This window comes from Variovorax sp. HW608 (assembly GCF_900090195.1).
Taxonomy (GTDB): Bacteria; Pseudomonadota; Gammaproteobacteria; order Burkholderiales; family Burkholderiaceae_C; genus Variovorax.
The window spans coordinates 7122407-7137010 of record NZ_LT607803.1 but is presented as its reverse complement, the minus strand read 5'-3'; the positions used below and the strand labels follow the sequence as shown (position 1 = coordinate 7137010).

16 protein-coding genes are annotated in these 14604 nt (G+C 63.7%); all 16 read left to right on the top strand.

All coding sequences use genetic code 11. The annotated features are described in order from the left end of the window. Positions 1-28: 28 nt before the first annotated feature. The 16 genes from VAR608DRAFT_RS33855 (at position 29) to VAR608DRAFT_RS33780 (ending at position 14597) form a co-directional block, all read left to right on the top strand. Complete coding sequence (locus tag VAR608DRAFT_RS33855; RefSeq protein ID WP_088958044.1) at positions 29-577, top strand: YceD family protein; 549 nt, start codon at positions 29-31, stop codon at positions 575-577. Between the two features lie 155 nt (positions 578-732). Beyond that, positions 733-915: a 50S ribosomal protein L32 gene (gene rpmF, locus VAR608DRAFT_RS33850; protein WP_028248601.1), complete on the top strand. Its 183-nt coding sequence runs from the start codon at positions 733-735 to the stop codon at positions 913-915. A gap of 95 nt (positions 916-1010) precedes the next feature. After that, positions 1011-2060, top strand: coding sequence for a phosphate acyltransferase PlsX (gene plsX, locus VAR608DRAFT_RS33845; protein ID WP_088958043.1), 1050 nt, complete (start codon positions 1011-1013; stop codon positions 2058-2060). Next, positions 2060-3037, top strand: a complete 978-nt coding sequence (locus VAR608DRAFT_RS33840; protein WP_088958042.1) for a beta-ketoacyl-ACP synthase III — start codon at positions 2060-2062, stop codon at positions 3035-3037. The genes plsX and VAR608DRAFT_RS33840 overlap by 1 nt, the downstream gene beginning before the upstream one ends. Positions 3038-3081: 44 nt before the next feature. After that, positions 3082-4035: an ACP S-malonyltransferase gene (gene fabD / locus VAR608DRAFT_RS33835; RefSeq protein ID WP_088958041.1), complete on the top strand. Its 954-nt coding sequence runs from the start codon at positions 3082-3084 to the stop codon at positions 4033-4035. Positions 4036-4058: 23 nt separating this feature from the next. After that, positions 4059-4802 carry a 3-oxoacyl-ACP reductase FabG gene (gene fabG / locus VAR608DRAFT_RS33830; RefSeq protein WP_088958040.1) on the top strand — a complete coding sequence of 248 codons (744 nt, stop codon included), beginning with the start codon at positions 4059-4061 and terminating at the stop codon, positions 4800-4802. Positions 4803-4902: 100 nt separating this feature from the next. Next, complete coding sequence (gene acpP / locus VAR608DRAFT_RS33825; protein WP_007830471.1) at positions 4903-5142, top strand: acyl carrier protein; 240 nt, start codon at positions 4903-4905, stop codon at positions 5140-5142. A gap of 94 nt (positions 5143-5236) precedes the next feature. Then, positions 5237-6481, top strand: a complete 1245-nt coding sequence (fabF, locus tag VAR608DRAFT_RS33820) for a beta-ketoacyl-ACP synthase II (RefSeq protein ID WP_088958039.1) — start codon at positions 5237-5239, stop codon at positions 6479-6481. Positions 6482-6556: 75 nt separating this feature from the next. Beyond that, positions 6557-6979, top strand: a complete 423-nt coding sequence (locus VAR608DRAFT_RS33815; RefSeq protein WP_231973058.1) for a hypothetical protein — start codon at positions 6557-6559, stop codon at positions 6977-6979. Beyond that, entirely contained in the window at positions 6976-7650 is a 675-nt protein-coding gene (gene rpoE / locus VAR608DRAFT_RS33810) for an RNA polymerase sigma factor RpoE (protein ID WP_088958037.1), read from the top strand. Before VAR608DRAFT_RS33815 ends, rpoE begins: the two co-directional genes overlap by 4 nt. A gap of 13 nt (positions 7651-7663) precedes the next feature. Further along, the gene (locus tag VAR608DRAFT_RS33805; protein ID WP_088958036.1) at positions 7664-8308 is read left to right on the top strand and encodes a sigma-E factor negative regulatory protein; all 645 of its coding nucleotides are present in this window, start codon (positions 7664-7666) and stop codon (positions 8306-8308) included. A gap of 13 nt (positions 8309-8321) precedes the next feature. Further along, the gene (locus VAR608DRAFT_RS33800; protein ID WP_088958035.1) at positions 8322-9374 is read left to right on the top strand and encodes a MucB/RseB C-terminal domain-containing protein; all 1053 of its coding nucleotides are present in this window, start codon (positions 8322-8324) and stop codon (positions 9372-9374) included. A gap of 54 nt (positions 9375-9428) precedes the next feature. After that, positions 9429-10901, top strand: coding sequence for a DegQ family serine endoprotease (locus VAR608DRAFT_RS33795; protein ID WP_443082966.1), 1473 nt, complete (start codon positions 9429-9431; stop codon positions 10899-10901). Between the two features lie 523 nt (positions 10902-11424). Then, a complete protein-coding gene (lepA, locus tag VAR608DRAFT_RS33790) occupies positions 11425-13236 on the top strand; it encodes a translation elongation factor 4 (protein ID WP_088958033.1) in 1812 nt (603 codons plus the stop codon). 3 nt (positions 13237-13239) lie between these two features. After that, a complete protein-coding gene (gene lepB / locus VAR608DRAFT_RS33785; protein ID WP_088958032.1) occupies positions 13240-14211 on the top strand; it encodes a signal peptidase I in 972 nt (323 codons plus the stop codon). A gap of 29 nt (positions 14212-14240) precedes the next feature. After that, a complete protein-coding gene (locus VAR608DRAFT_RS33780; RefSeq protein ID WP_088958031.1) occupies positions 14241-14597 on the top strand; it encodes a DUF4845 domain-containing protein in 357 nt (118 codons plus the stop codon). Positions 14598-14604: the final 7 nt, after the last annotated feature.

The following is a 14604-nucleotide window of genomic DNA, read 5'->3' as shown; positions in this document are numbered from 1 at the left end:
TTGTGCGCGAGCGGTTTAGACTGAACGGATGACGAGAGAATTTGTCCCCAGCCGACTCGACGTGAATGGCTTTGCCGAAGCAGGTGCCGCCATTTCAGGCGACGAGCCGGTGCGGAACTTTCAGCGCCTGCACGCCGAACTGGTCGAGCCGTCCGACGATCTCACGGTGCAGTGGAAGGCCGAGGGCGAGCGCAGACGCGGTGCGGACGGCGCGCCGGTGCCGTGGCTGAACCTCAGCGCGCACACGCGCGTGCCCATGGTCTGTCAACGCTGCCTTGCGCCGGTCGACGTGGTCCTGGACGTCGATCGCTGGTTTCGCTTCGTCGCGGACGAGACGATCGCTGCCGCGGAAGACGAGGAAGCCGAGGAAGACGTGCTGGTCGCGAGCAGGGAGTTCGATCTGCATGCGCTCATCGAGGACGAACTGTTGATGGAAATCCCGGTCACGCCGCGCCATGAGGTGTGTCCCGAAGCTGCACGGCTTTCAGCGGTCGACCCCGATTTCGAGGCTTCGGAAGATGCCAGGCCGAATCCGTTCGCGGTGCTCAAGCAATTGAAGCCGGATGGGGACAAATAGGTGTGCGAGGGCCGAGGTGGCGCTCTTGGGCCTCTTTGGGCTATAATCTTTGGCTTCGCGCGCGCCGCCGCTAGTGCTTAATGGGCTTATCTTATTTAAGCGTTATCGCCGCCTCGCATGCCCGCCAACCCACCCGAATACATCCAGGAGCCATCATGGCCGTCCAGCAAAACAAGAAGTCGCCGTCGAAGCGCGGCATGCACCGCTCGCACAACGCGCTGGGCGTGCCCGGCATCGCCGTCGAGCCCACGACCGGTGAAACCCACCTGCGTCACCACATCAGCCCGAACGGTTTCTACCGCGGTCGCAAGGTTCTCAAGACCAAGTCCGAAGCCTGAATCGGTTTCAAGGTCGAGGCCCGAAGCTACTTTTCCCGTAGCGTCGGGCCTTTGTTTTGATGGCTACGCCGTCTGCATCTGCACCTGCGCCGTCCGTGATCACGCTTGCCGTTGATTGCATGGGCGGAGACCATGGCCCGCGCGTCACGCTCGCGGCCTGTCGAGCCTTTCTCGAGCGTCACCCCGAGGGGTCGCTTCTTCTCGTCGGCATCCCCGGCGCGCTTTCTGGTTTTTCCCACCCTCGGGCGACGCTCGTCGCGGCGACCGAGGTCGTCGGTATGGACGATCCCATCGAGATCGCACTTCGCAAGAAGAAGGACTCGTCCATGCGGATTGCCATCCAGCAAGTGAAGGATGGGGCTGCCCAAGCTGCGGTCTCCGCCGGCAATACCGGCGCGCTGATGGCGATTGCGCGGTATCTCCTCAAGACCCTCGACGGCATCGATCGGCCGGCGATCGCGCCTCAACTGCCCAACAGCAAGGGTGGTGCGACGACTGTCCTGGACCTCGGTGCGAACGTCGATTGCGACGCCGAAGACCTCCTGCAGTTCGCGGTGCTCGGTTCGGCGCTGGTCTCGGCGCTGACGGGCAACGAGTCGCCCAGCGTCGGCTTGCTGAACGTCGGGGAGGAAGCGATCAAAGGCAGCGAAACGATCAAGAAGGCGAGTCAACTGCTTCGAAAAGCGGCTGATTCGCAAGATCTCAACTTCTACGGCAACGTCGAAGGCAACGACATCTTCAAGGGAACCACGGACATCGTCGTCTGCGACGGCTTCGTCGGCAACGTCACGCTGAAGGCCACCGAGGGTGTCGCCTCGATGATCGTCGACTTCCTGCGAATTGAGTATTCGAGCGGGATTTTCAGTCGACTTGCGGCTATCGTCTCCTATCCGGTTCTAAAAGCGCTTAAAAAGCGACTTGATCACCGGAGATACAACGGCGCTGCCTTGCTTGGCCTGCGCGGGCTGGTGTTCAAGAGCCATGGCTCTGCGGACGAAGTGGCTTTCGGGCACGCTCTGGATCGCGCTTATGATGCCGCTCGCAACAACCTGCTCGATCGCGTGCGGGCCCGCATCGCCCACGCCGCGCCTCTGCTCGCGCGACAAGAACCGGCGGCGGCCGACACGGCGGCGCTTCACGTCTGATGACATCTTTCTCTCGCATTACCGGCACCGGCAGCTACCTGCCGCCTCGCCGCGTGACCAACGACGATCTGGCCCGGGACCTCGCTGCACGCGGCATCGAAACCTCTGATCAATGGATCATCGAGCGCACCGGCATCCGGGCCAGGCATTTCGCCGACCCCGATGTGACAAGCAGCGATCTGGCGCTCGAGGCCGCCAGGCACGCACTTGAAGCCGCCGGCCGAAGCGCCGGCGACATCGACCTGATCATCGTCGCGACCTCGACGCCGGACATGGTGTTTCCGTCCGCAGCGGCCATTCTCCAGAACAAGCTCGGCATTGCCGGTTGCCCTGCTTTCGATGTGCAGGCCGTCTGCAGCGGCTTCGTCTATGCGTTGACCGTCGCGGACGCCATGATCCGCACGGGCAGCGCCAAATGTGCCCTCGTGGTCGGCGCCGAAGTGTTCTCGCGGATCCTGGATTTCAACGATCGCACCACCTGCGTGCTTTTCGGCGACGGCGCCGGCGCGGTCGTTCTCGAGGCCAGCAAGGAACCCGGAATCCTGGCGAGCGACCTCCACGCCGATGGCAAGCACGTCGGCATCCTTTGCGTGCCGGGCAACGTGTCGGGCGGCTCCGTACTCGGGACCCCCTTCCTGCATATGGACGGGCAGGCGGTCTTCAAGCTCGCGGTTCGCGTGCTCGAAGACGCTGCACGCGCCACGCTGGAAAAGGCCGGCAAGACCGATCAGGACATCGACTGGCTGATTCCGCATCAGGCCAACATCCGGATCATGGAAGGCACGGCCAAGAAGCTGAAGCTCCCGCGCGAAAAGCTGATCGTGACCGTCGACGAGCACGGCAACACCTCGGCTGCCTCGATCCCTCTGGCGCTCGACCATGCGGTGCGATCCGGCAAGGTCAAGAAGGGCGACACCCTGATGCTCGAAGGCGTCGGCGGGGGATTCACCTGGGGCGCGGTGCTGTTGAACTATTGAAGAGCGCAGCGCCCAGGCGGCGAGCGCGTATGGAGCCAACAACAATGAAGTCTTTCGCATTTGTCTTTCCGGGACAAGGCTCGCAGGCGGTCGGCATGCTCGATGCCTGGGGCGATCATCCCGCCGTCGCCGAGACGCTTCGCGAGGCGTCGGATGCGCTGGGCGAGGACGTTGCCCGCCTGATCCACGAGGGACCGAAGGAAGTCCTCTCGCTGACCACCAATACCCAGCCCGTGATGCTCGTCGCCGGTGTCGCTGCGTGGCGCGCGTGGTTGGCTGAAGGCGGGGATCGCCCGTCCGTCGTGGCCGGGCATTCGCTGGGCGAGTATTCCGCGCTGGTCGCTTCCGGCGTGCTGACCTTGGCCCAGGCCGCCCCGTTGGTGCGCTTCCGCGCAGAGGCCATGCAGCAGGCAGTTCCCGTGGGCGCGGGCGCCATGGCGGCCATCCTGGGCATGGATGCGGAAAAGGTGAAAGCCGGCTGCGCCGAGGCAGCGGCCAGCTTCGGCCCGGGCAGCGCCGAAGTCGTCGAGGCTGTCAATTTCAACGACCCGATGCAGACGGTGATCGCCGGCAGCAAGGCGGCCGTCGAGAAGGCCTGCGAGGTCCTGAAGGCGAATGGCGCCAAGCGCGCGCTGCCGCTGCCGGTTTCCGCGCCTTTCCATTCCAGCCTGATGAAGCCTGCGGCGCAAGCGCTGCGCGAGCGCCTTGCTTCGGTGGCCTTCCTGGCGCCGCAGATTCCGGTGGTCAACAACATCGACGTGGCGGTCGTGACGGATCCGGCGTCGATCCGCGACGCGCTCGTGCGCCAGGCGGCGGGCCCTGTGCGCTGGGTCGAAACCGTGCAGGCCTTGAGGTCGCGCGGCGTCGAGGCCGTGATCGAATGCGGACCCGGCAAGGTCCTGGCCGGCATGGCGAAGCGGATCGCCCCCGAACTGGCTGCGGCCTCGGTCTACGACCCGGCGACGCTGGCCGAGACCCGACAACAGCTCGCTGCTTGAGCGTCGACCACCAGAGTTAATTCATGAGCACTCTCAAATTTGAAGGACAGGTCGCCTTGGTGACCGGCGCGTCTCGCGGCATCGGTGCCGCCATCGCGCTCGAACTGGCCCAGAGCGGCCTCAAGGTCATCGGAACCGGCACGACCGACGAAGGCGCTGCCAAGATCACCGCGGCCCTGGGCGCGTACGGTGGTCGCGGCTGCGCGCTGGATGTCAATGACGGCACCGCGGTCGAAGCGCTGGTCGATGAGATCGTGAAGGTCTATGGCGCCATCCATGTGCTGGTCAACAACGCGGGCATCACGCGCGACACCCTGGCGATGCGCCTCAAGGATTCCGACTGGGATGCCGTTCTCGACACCAACCTGAAGGCGGTCTTCCGACTGTCGCGCGCGGTGATCCGACCCATGATGAAGCAGCGCTACGGGCGCATCATCAACATCACCAGCGTGGTCGGCGCCTCGGGCAATGCGGGCCAGGCCAACTACGCGGCCGCAAAGGCCGGCGTGGCCGGCATGACACGCGCGTTGGCGCGCGAGCTCGGCAGCCGCAGCATCACCGTCAATTGCGTGGCGCCCGGATTCATCGAGACCGACATGACGGCCAGCCTGCCGGAAGCGCAGCAGCAGGCGCTCTTGGCCCAGATCCCGCTGGGCCATCTGGGCAAGCCTGCCGACATCGCCCATGCCGTTGCGTTCCTTGCTTCGCCCCAGGCGGCCTACGTCACGGGGCAGGAACTGCACGTCAATGGCGGCATGCATATGTAGCGCGCCGACGCAATACCTTCACCTACGGCCGAGCGGCAAATGCCACAATCCGGCCGGCTAAAATCCACCGGTTACTTACACAACCCTCAGAGGGAACCAAATGAGCGATATCGAAGCACGTGTCAAGAAAATCATTGCCGAACAGCTCGGCGTTGAAGAGTCCCAGGTCACCAACGAAAAGGCTTTCGTTGCCGACCTCGGTGCTGACTCGCTCGACACGGTCGAACTCGTGATGGCGCTCGAAGACGAGTTCGGCATCGAGATTCCGGACGAAGACGCCGAGAAGATCACCACGGTGCAAAACGCCGTCGACTACGCCACCAAGAATCAAAAGGCCTGATCGGCCACGCTGAGATACCGTTCCCCCGGCCCGCAGTCCTGATGCTTGCGAGCGCCGTGCAGCGGTCTCAGTGCTTCCAGAAAGGTTTGCCGGCATGACCAAACGCCGCGTCGTTGTGACCGGGCTCGGTTGCCTCGCTCCTGTCGGAAATACGGTTGCCGACTCCTGGGCCAATTTGCTGGCCGGGGAGTCGGGTATCGCGAACATCACCGCGTTCGATGCAAGCGCCTTCGCCTGCAAGTTCGCGGGTGAGGTCAAGGGTTTCGACATCACCCAGTACATCTCGGATAAGGAAGCGCGTCACATGGACCGCTTCATTCATCTGGGGCTCGCCGCCGCCGTCCAGGCGGTGCAGGACAGCGGACTGCCGACCGGCGAAGCGCTGTCTTACGAGCAAGCCGTGCGCATTGGCTGCAACATCGGGTCCGGCATCGGCGGACTTCCGATGATCGAGCAGACCCATGGCGAACTGGTGAACCGTGGCCCGCGCCGCGTGTCGCCGTTCTTCGTGCCGGCTTCGATCATCAACATGATCTCGGGCCACGTCTCGATCAAGTACGGCTTCAAGGGGCCGAACATCGCGGTCGTGACGGCCTGCACCACGGGCCTGCATGCGATCGGCACGTCGGCGCGCATGATCGAATACGGTGACGCCGACGTGATGATCGCCGGCGGTGCCGAGTCGACCATCTCGCCGCTCGGCATCGGCGGCTTTACTGCGCCGCGCGCGCTGAGTACTCGCAACGACGATCCCGCGACTGCCTCGCGTCCGTGGGACAAGGACCGCGACGGCTTCGTGCTGGGCGAGGGCGCCGGCGTGCTGGTGCTCGAAGAATACGAACACGCCAAGGCTCGTGGCGCCAGGATCTACGCGGAAATCGCGGGCTTCGGCTTGACCGGCGATGCCTACCACATGACGGCGCCCGACGTTGACGGTCCCCGCCGCTCGATGACGATGGCGCTGGCCAACGCAGGCGTCAATGCCGATCAGGTGCAGTATCTCAACGCGCACGGCACGTCGACGCAGATCGGTGACATCAACGAGACCAACGCGATCAAGCTGACCTTCGGCGATCACGCCAAGAGGCTGGTCGTCAACTCGACCAAATCCATGACCGGCCACCTGCTGGGCGGCGCGGGTGGCATCGAGTCGGTGTTCACGGTGCTGGCGCTGCATCATCAGAAGAGCCCGCCGACGATCAACATCTTCAATCAGGATCCGGAGTGCGATCTCGACTATTGCGCCAATGAGGCGCGCGATCTGAAGATCGACGTCGCGGTCAAGAACAACTTCGGGTTTGGCGGCACCAACGGAACGCTGGTGTTCAAGCGCGTTTGATCCTCGCCCATCCCCATGCATAGCGCCCCATCGGTGAGTTATCCGGTGGGGCGCTCGCGCTATGCGGAGCGCCTTTTGCTCGCGCTGTGGGCGCTTGGCGTCTGCGCCGTCACGATGGCCTGCGTTCAATCGGCCGGCCTCGACTGGCGGGACGGCGTACTGCTTCTCTGTGCGATCGTGGCGAGCGTGGCCGCATGGACAGGAGTGCTTCGCTCATCATGCCCCGCGAATCTGGTCTTCGATGGTCAATGCTGGTCCATGTCGGGCGGCGTCAGCGTGCCGACGGCCCAGGCGGCCGTGATGCTGGACTTGCAGTGGTTGCTGCTCGTTCGAATCAAGGAGCCGCTCGGCGCTGCACGGTGGATCTGGGTCGACCGAACCGCCATGCCCCAACGGTGGCGAGACTTGCGCCGTGCGCTATATTCGCGCGCCATTCCGACGCAAGCGGCGGTCAAAACGCCGGAGTCGGTCTCGGCCAACGCGCATCACACGTCATGACAGTCTCGCCACCTCCCGTTCCACCGGATGCCGGACCGGCAGGTGCGCCCGCCGAGGCGACCAAGCCGGGCGAGGTCGATTTCCAGCTGGTCCAGCGGACCGTGGCGGGCGACCAGAAGGCGTTCGAGCTGCTCGTCATCAAGTACCAGCGCCGGATCGAGAGGTTGATCGGCCGCATGGTGCGGGACGTGAACCTGATCGAGGATATCGCCCAGGAGACTTTCATCCGAGCCTACCGGGCACTGCATCAGTTCCGGGGCGAGGCCCAGTTCTACACTTGGCTCTACCGGATCGCCGTCAATACCGCCAAGAAGGCCTTGGTCGACATGAAGCGGGATCCGACCGTCACCGAGAGTGCCCTGCGTTCGTCTTCCGAAGAGGACGATGAAACTTACCGGCCCGGAAACGAACCAATCAGCGACGAGACCCCCGAGTCCGTGATGGCGGCCAACGAGATAGCTGCGGCTGTCGAGGCGGCCATGGAAGCGTTGCCGGCCGAATTGCGGCAGGCGGTGACGCTGCGGGAAATCGAGGGGATGAGTTACGAAGAGATCGCCGAGGTCATGAACTGTCCGATCGGCACGGTGCGGTCGCGGATTTTCCGGGCCCGCGAGGCGATTTCTGCCAGGGTCAAGCCCTTGCTGGACAACCAGTCCGGCAAGCGATGGTAAGCAGGTGAATGAAATGAAGCACACAAACACAGTTCGTGAGCAGGTGTCCGCGCTTGCTGATGGCCATTTGCGAGGCGAAGAATTTGCCCGCATGGTCGGCCGCATTGGCTTCGACGAAGAGCTGCGGGACACCTGGCAGACCTATCACCTGGTCGGCGATGTCCTGCGTTCGGGCGTCCACGCGCCGTGCAGCGACACCACGACCTTCCTTTCGCGATTCCAGGATCGCCTGGCGGCGGAGCCGCCGCTGCAGGCCCTGGAGGCGTTGCCCGAAGCGGAGCCGGTCCATCGTTCGCGCGCGGAGGCGGCCAACGAGCCCGTCTTCCGCTGGAAGCTCGTGGCCGGGGCGGCATCGCTGGCAGCGGCCGCAGCCATCGGCTGGAACTGGGTCGGCATCGAGGGCTCCCGTCCTGCCGGCGCGCAGCTGGCCCAGCAACAGGCGGCGCCGGCTGCGGTGGTCGCGGCGGCCAATGTCGCTCCTGCCCCGCGCCAGACGCTCATCCCCGCGCGAGTCCTGGTCGGAAACGGAAATCCGCAGGTCATGCTGCGTGATCCGCGACTCGATCAGCTGCTCGAAGCCCACCAGCAGGTCAGTGGCGCCTCGCAGCTTCCATCCGGATTCCTGCGCAACGCCACCTTCGAAAGGCCTTCGCGCTGAGCGCTTGCCTGCGATGACTGTTTCGATCCCAATCCCCGAGCGTCGATACGTGATCCTCGCGGCCGCGCTTTGCGTCGCGCAGGTGGCCACGGCTCAGACCCGGATCAGCTCGCCACTGGCAAAAGCGGGTCCTGGCAATGGCGAAACCCCGACCCTGGGCGTCGTCGAATGGCTCCAGCGCATGCATGCTGCGTCGAAGCAGCGCAGCTACGCCGGCACCTTTGTCGTTTCGGCGGAAACCGGCGATCTCTCCAGCGCACGCATCTGGCATGTCTGCGAAGGCGATCTCCAGATGGAGCGCATCGAGGCGCTCTCGGGGCCACCACGTTCGACATTTCGGCGCAATGATCGCGTCGTCACCTTCCTGCCCGAGTCGAAGGTGGTCAAGAGCGAGAAGCGGGAGAACCTCGAGCTGTTTCCGAACCTGCTCGGTGCTCCGGACTCGTCCATCGCCGATTTCTACGGTGTGCGGGTCGTGGGCAAGGGGCGCGTTGCCGGCTTCGATGCCGATGTGATTCTGCTGGAGCCTCGGGACGAATTCCGCTTCGGCTATCGGGTGTGGAGCGAGCGGCGCTCCGGCCTGGTCGTGAAGCTGCAGACGCTCGACCGCGACAACAAGGTCATCGAACAATCCGCCTTCTCCGAACTGCAGCTCGATGTGCCGATCAAGGTCCACGCCTTGAACCAGATGATGACCAGCACCTCGGGCTATCGCGTCGAGAAGTCGGAGCTCGAACGCACGACCGCCGAGCGCGAGGGCTGGACGCTCAGGAAGCCGGTCGCCGGGTTCAAGCCGGTGAATTGCTATCGGCGTCCGGCCGGCGGCGAGTCGGCTGGACACACGATGCAGTGGACCTTCTCGGATGGCCTCGCTTCCGTGTCGCTTTTCCTGGAGCCTTACGATGCCCAGCGCCAGGCCAAGGAAGTCCTTCTTGCACTCGGTGCCACCTATACGCTGACGCGCCGGCTGACCGACAAGGACGGGGATTGGTGGCTGACAGCCGTGGGCGAAGTGCCGCCGCAGACTTTGGACGCATTTGCCCAGAGCCTCGCCCGCGCGCGCTGAGTCGCGGCGCGCGGGTATCGTTTTGTCCAAGCTCTTAGACGAAAGAAATTGATGATGCTCAAGTTCGAGAGGAACAAGCTCCGCTCATGCGTGCTGGCTTGCGCGATGGCCGTCGTGTCGACCACCGCGCTGTTGCCGCCATCGCCGGCATTCGCGCAGGCGCGTGTCCTTCCCGATTTCACCGACCTGGTCGACCAGGTCGGGCCGTCCGTGGTGAACATCCGCACCGTCGAGAAAGTCGCCCAGGGCGGCGGCAATCCCGAGATGGATGAAGATATGCAGGAGTTCTTCCGGCGCTTCTTCGGCCAGCCGATGCCGGGCATTCCGCGCCAGGGTCGTCCCAACCGCCCGGCTCCTCAGGAGGAGGAGCGTCCGCGCGGTGTCGGGTCCGGGTTCATCCTTTCCCCGGATGGCTTCGTGATGACCAATGCGCATGTGGTCGACGGCGCTTCCGAGGTTCTGGTGACGCTGCCGGACAAGCGTGAGTTCAAGGCCAGGATCGTCGGCGCCGACAAGCGCACCGACGTCGCCGTGGTGAAGATCGACGCAACCGGTCTTCCTGCCGTCAAGGTCGGTGATGTCTCGAAGCTGCGCGTCGGCGAATGGGTGATGGCGATCGGCTCGCCCTTCGGCCTCGAGAACACCGTCACCGCCGGCATCGTGAGCGCGAAGCAGCGCGACACCGGCGACTACCTGCCGTTCATCCAGACCGACGTTGCCATCAACCCCGGCAACTCCGGCGGCCCGCTGATCAACATGCGCGGCGAGGTGGTGGGCATCAACAGCCAGATCTATTCGCGCTCCGGCGGCTTCATGGGGATCTCGTTCTCGATCCCGATCGATGAGGCGATCCGCGTGAGCGACCAGTTGCGCGCGTTCGGCCGCGTGTCGCGCGGACGGATCGGCGTACAGATCGATCAGGTCACGAAGGACGTGGCCGAGTCGATTGGCCTGGGCAAGGCGCAGGGAGCACTGGTTCGAGGCGTCGAAGCCGGTTCGCCGGGCGAGAAGGCCGGGATCGAGCCTGGCGACATCATCACCAAGTTCGATGGCAAGTCGATCGAGAGGCCCAGCGATCTGCCGCGTATCGTGGGGAACACCAAGCCGGGCACCAAGAGTTCGGTGACCGTATTCCGTCGTGGCAGCCTGCGCGACCTGAACGTGACCATCGCGGAGATCGAGCCCGACAAGCCGGCCAAGCGTGCTTCGGATCGTGACGAGTCATCGGGCAAGGCGCCGGCATCGGCAGCCGCAAAATCGATGGGCCTCGCGCTGAGCGATCTCCCTGATGCGCAGAGGCGAGAGCTGAAACTCAAGGGCGGCGTGAAGGTCGATGCCGCCACCGACGCGGCCGCGCGCGCGGGCCTGCGCGAAGGCGACGTGATCCTGGCCATCAGCAACACGGAAGTCTCGAGCGTCAAGGACTTCGAGGCGGCGCTGGCGAAGGCGGATCGGAGCAAGCCCATCAGCCTGCTTTTCCGTCGAGGCGACTGGGCGCAGTACGCGCTGGTTCGCCCCGCACGCTGATCAGACCCAAGGCGTCAAGTGGCCCCACCCCGCAGTCGGGTTTGGGGCCATTTTTTCGACGTTGTCGCGCCACGGCCGCACCGGCCAGAAAAAAAATTTGGGGGCGGTTGGAGCCTCTCATTTGTTAGCGTTTACTGACTTATGGGGCCGCTAATAATGGTTTTCGGTAGAATAGGGGGCCCGCAGCCCATGGTCATCGCATAAGCGGAGGCGGGTTCTTCACGATGCGAGATGCCTGCGGTCCGTCCACCGACGGTCCACAGTTCGCCCACAAGTTGTTAAGGAATTGCTCCACCGACGCTGTTGATAAGTTGTTTATAAGTGTGCTGTTGCTGACCTGCAACGACCGTCCGGGGGCCTTGGCCCCAATGTACGCGCCCCCCTTTTTGCCTACAATGAAGTTCCAACTACTGCAGTTGCCATTGCTTGTTGGTTCAGGGCGCGTCTCTTGTGGACGCGCCCTTTTTTCTTGTCCGTTGCCCGCTGTGCCCGAGCCAATTCAAGTACTTAAGCGTTCCCGTTGATGAATCACATCAGAAATTTTTCGATCATTGCGCACATCGATCACGGCAAGTCGACGCTTGCGGATCGCTTGATCCAACGTTGCGGTGGTCTCGCCGAGCGCGAGATGGAAGCGCAAGTGCTCGACTCGATGGACATCGAGAAAGAGCGTGGGATAACCATCAAGGCACAGACCGCGGCGCTGCACTACAAGGCGCGCGATGGACAGGTCTACAACCTCAATCTGATCGACACGCCGGGCCATGTCGACTTCTCTTATGAAGTGAGTCGCTCGCTTTCTGCATGCGAAGGCGCGCTGCTCGTCGTCGATGCGAGCCAGGGTGTGGAAGCGCAGACCGTGGCGAACTGCTACACCGCGCTCGACCTCGGGGTCGAAGTGGTGCCCGTGCTCAACAAGATGGATCTGCCGCAGGCGGATCCCGAGAACGCAAAGGCCGAGATCGAAGACGTGATCGGCATCGATGCGTCCGAAGCCATTCCGTGCTCGGCGAAGACCGGCATGGGGATCGACGAGATCCTCGAAGCGATCGTCGCCAAGGTGCCGTCGCCGCGCGGCAATCCCGACGGGCCTCTGCGCGCCATGATCATCGACAGCTGGTTCGATGCCTACGTGGGCGTCGTGATGCTCGTGCGTGTGGTGGATGGCCGTCTCGCGAAGGGCGACCGCATCAAGATGATGGCTTCGGGCGCCAGCTACAACGCCGACAACCTCGGTGTGTTCACGCCGGCGAACGAGGCGCGCGAGTCGCTCGAGGCCGGCGAAGTGGGCTACATCATCGCGGGCATCAAGGAACTGCAGGCCGCGAAGGTCGGCGATACGGTCACTCAGATCAAGACCGGAACCGGCGGCGCGGCAGCCACTGCGACCGAGCCGCTGCCCGGCTTCAAGGAAATCCAGCCGCAGGTGTTCGCCGGCCTCTACCCGACCGAGGCGAGCGAGTACGACTCGCTGCGCGATGCGCTCGAGAAGCTCAAGCTCAACGATTCCTCGCTGCACTACGAGCCCGAGGTGTCGCAGGCGCTCGGCTTCGGATTCCGCTGCGGCTTCCTCGGGCTGCTGCACATGGAGATCGTTCAGGAGCGCCTGGAGCGCGAGTTCGACCAGGACCTCATCACGACCGCGCCCAGCGTGGTCTACCAGGTCGTGAAGAGCGACGGCGAGGTCATCATGGTCGAGAACCCGTCCAAGATGCCCGACGTCGGCCGCATGGCGGAGATCCGCGAGCCGATCGTCACCGTGCACATCTACATGCCGCAGGAGTACGTGGGCGCCGTGATGACGCTCGCCAACCAGAAGCGCGGCGTCCAGATGAACATGGCCTACCACGGCCGGCAGGTCATGCTGACCTACGAGATGCCGCTCGGCGAGATCGTGCTCGATTTCTTCGACAAGCTGAAATCGGTCAGCCGCGGCTATGCGTCGATGGACTACGAGTTCAAGGAATACCGCGCGTCGGATGTCGTCAAGGTCGACATCCTGCTCAACGGCGACAAGGTCGACGCGCTGTCGATCATCGTCCACCGCAGCCAGAGCCAGTACCGTGCGCGCGCGGTCGTGGGCAAGATGCGCGAGATCATTTCGCGGCAAATGTTCGACGTCGCGATCCAGGCGGCCATCGGGGCCAACATCATTGCGCGTGAGACAATCAAGGCGCTGCGCAAGAACGTGCTCGCCAAATGCTATGGCGGCGATATCACCCGCAAGCGCAAGCTGCTCGAAAAGCAGAAGGCGGGCAAGAAAAGAATGAAGCAGATCGGCTCGGTCGAGGTCCCTCAAGAGGCCTTTCTCGCCATCCTGCAAGTCGAAGACTAAAAGATGGCATTTATCACCTCGTTGATTCTCGCGGCCTTCGTCGGCTATATCGGTGCCTGGTATTTCGGTGCGGTCGAAGGCAACTTTGCCCTCCTGCTGTTCCTCGCCACCGTCGTCACCGGCATCTACTGGCTGGCCGAACGCTTCTATTTCCTTCCGAGGCGGCAGCGTGCCGCGGCTTCGCTCGAGGCTTCGCTCACGAACCGGCGCGAGGAACTCGCCCGCCAGGGCATCACCCAGGTCGACACCGTCGACGCCAAGGCGAGCGAACGGCTGCTCATGCAGCCCTGGTGGCTGGACTGGACCGCGGGGCTGTTCCCGGTGATCCTGGTGGTGTTCCTGTTGCGCTCGTTCTTGGCCGAGCCCTTCAAGATCCCTTCCGGCTCGATGATGCCGACGCTGCTCGTCGGCGACCTGATCCTGGTCAACAAGTTCGTCTACGGCCTGCGCCTGCCGGTCGTCAACACCAAGATCACCGACGGCCGGCCGCCGGCGCGTGGCGACGTCATGGTGTTCCGCTATCCGCCCAAGCCGAGCATGGACTACATCAAGCGGGTGGTCGGCGTGCCGGGCGACGAGGTGGCCTACCTCAACAAGAAGCTGACGATCAACGGCCAGCCGGTCAGCAAGGACGCCATTCCGGACTATTTCGACGAGGAGACGATGCGCTACCTCAAGCAATACGGCGAGAACCTCAATGGCACGCAGCACGACATCCTCAATGACGACGCCCGCCGTGCCGGACTCTCCGAAGCGGAAATCATGGCGTTCCCTTTTCAGGAAAATTGCCGCTACAGTGTTGAAGGCGTGATGTGCAAGGTGCCTCCGGGGTATTACTTCATGATGGGCGACAACCGCGACAATTCGCTGGATTCGCGCTATTGGGGATTCGTCCCGGACCGGAACATCGTCGGCAAGGCATTCCTGATCTGGATGAATTTCAGCGACTGGCGGCGCATCGGCACGTTCCAATAATTATTCGGTGTTCACATAGGGAAGAGGGCATGAAGTCTTTAGTGGCAAGTCAGAAGCAGCGCGGGATTTCGTTCATCGGGCTGCTGTTCGTGGCGATCGTGCTGGCCTGTGTCGGCGTGGTGGTGGCGCAGGTGATCCCCACCCTGATCGAGTACCAGGCCATCACGAAGGCTGCCAACAAGGCGAAGGAGGGCACGACCGTGCCCGAAGTCCGCGCCATCTTCGATCGCGCGCAGGCGATCGACGACTTCACCTCCGTCACCGGCAAGGACCTCGAGGTGCGAAAGGACGGCGACAAGGTCGTCGTCTCCTTCGCCTATGACCGCGAGATCCACCTCTTCGGGCCCGCCTACCTCCTGCTGAAGTACCGCGGCCGTTCGAGCTGATGGCTCC

Excerpts from the sequence above, each read along its gene's own strand:
- VAR608DRAFT_RS33855 (WP_088958044.1), top strand. The coding sequence starts at position 29 with ATGACGAGAGAATTTGTCCCCAGCCGACTCGACGTGAATGGCTTTGCC.
- rpmF (WP_028248601.1), top strand. The coding sequence starts at position 733 with ATGGCCGTCCAGCAAAACAAGAAGTCGCCGTCGAAGCGCGGCATGCAC.
- VAR608DRAFT_RS33840 (WP_088958042.1), top strand. The coding sequence starts at position 2,060 with ATGACATCTTTCTCTCGCATTACCGGCACCGGCAGCTACCTGCCGCCT.
- fabD (WP_088958041.1), top strand. The coding sequence starts at position 3,082 with ATGAAGTCTTTCGCATTTGTCTTTCCGGGACAAGGCTCGCAGGCGGTC.
- fabG (WP_088958040.1), top strand. The coding sequence starts at position 4,059 with ATGAGCACTCTCAAATTTGAAGGACAGGTCGCCTTGGTGACCGGCGCG.
- acpP (WP_007830471.1), top strand. The coding sequence starts at position 4,903 with ATGAGCGATATCGAAGCACGTGTCAAGAAAATCATTGCCGAACAGCTC.
- fabF (WP_088958039.1), top strand. The coding sequence starts at position 5,237 with ATGACCAAACGCCGCGTCGTTGTGACCGGGCTCGGTTGCCTCGCTCCT.
- rpoE (WP_088958037.1), top strand. The coding sequence starts at position 6,976 with ATGACAGTCTCGCCACCTCCCGTTCCACCGGATGCCGGACCGGCAGGT.
- VAR608DRAFT_RS33805 (WP_088958036.1), top strand. The coding sequence starts at position 7,664 with ATGAAGCACACAAACACAGTTCGTGAGCAGGTGTCCGCGCTTGCTGAT.
- VAR608DRAFT_RS33800 (WP_088958035.1), top strand. The coding sequence starts at position 8,322 with ATGACTGTTTCGATCCCAATCCCCGAGCGTCGATACGTGATCCTCGCG.
- VAR608DRAFT_RS33795 (WP_443082966.1), top strand. The coding sequence starts at position 9,429 with ATGCTCAAGTTCGAGAGGAACAAGCTCCGCTCATGCGTGCTGGCTTGC.
- lepA (WP_088958033.1), top strand. The coding sequence starts at position 11,425 with ATGAATCACATCAGAAATTTTTCGATCATTGCGCACATCGATCACGGC.
- lepB (WP_088958032.1), top strand. The coding sequence starts at position 13,240 with ATGGCATTTATCACCTCGTTGATTCTCGCGGCCTTCGTCGGCTATATC.
- VAR608DRAFT_RS33780 (WP_088958031.1), top strand. The coding sequence starts at position 14,241 with ATGAAGTCTTTAGTGGCAAGTCAGAAGCAGCGCGGGATTTCGTTCATC.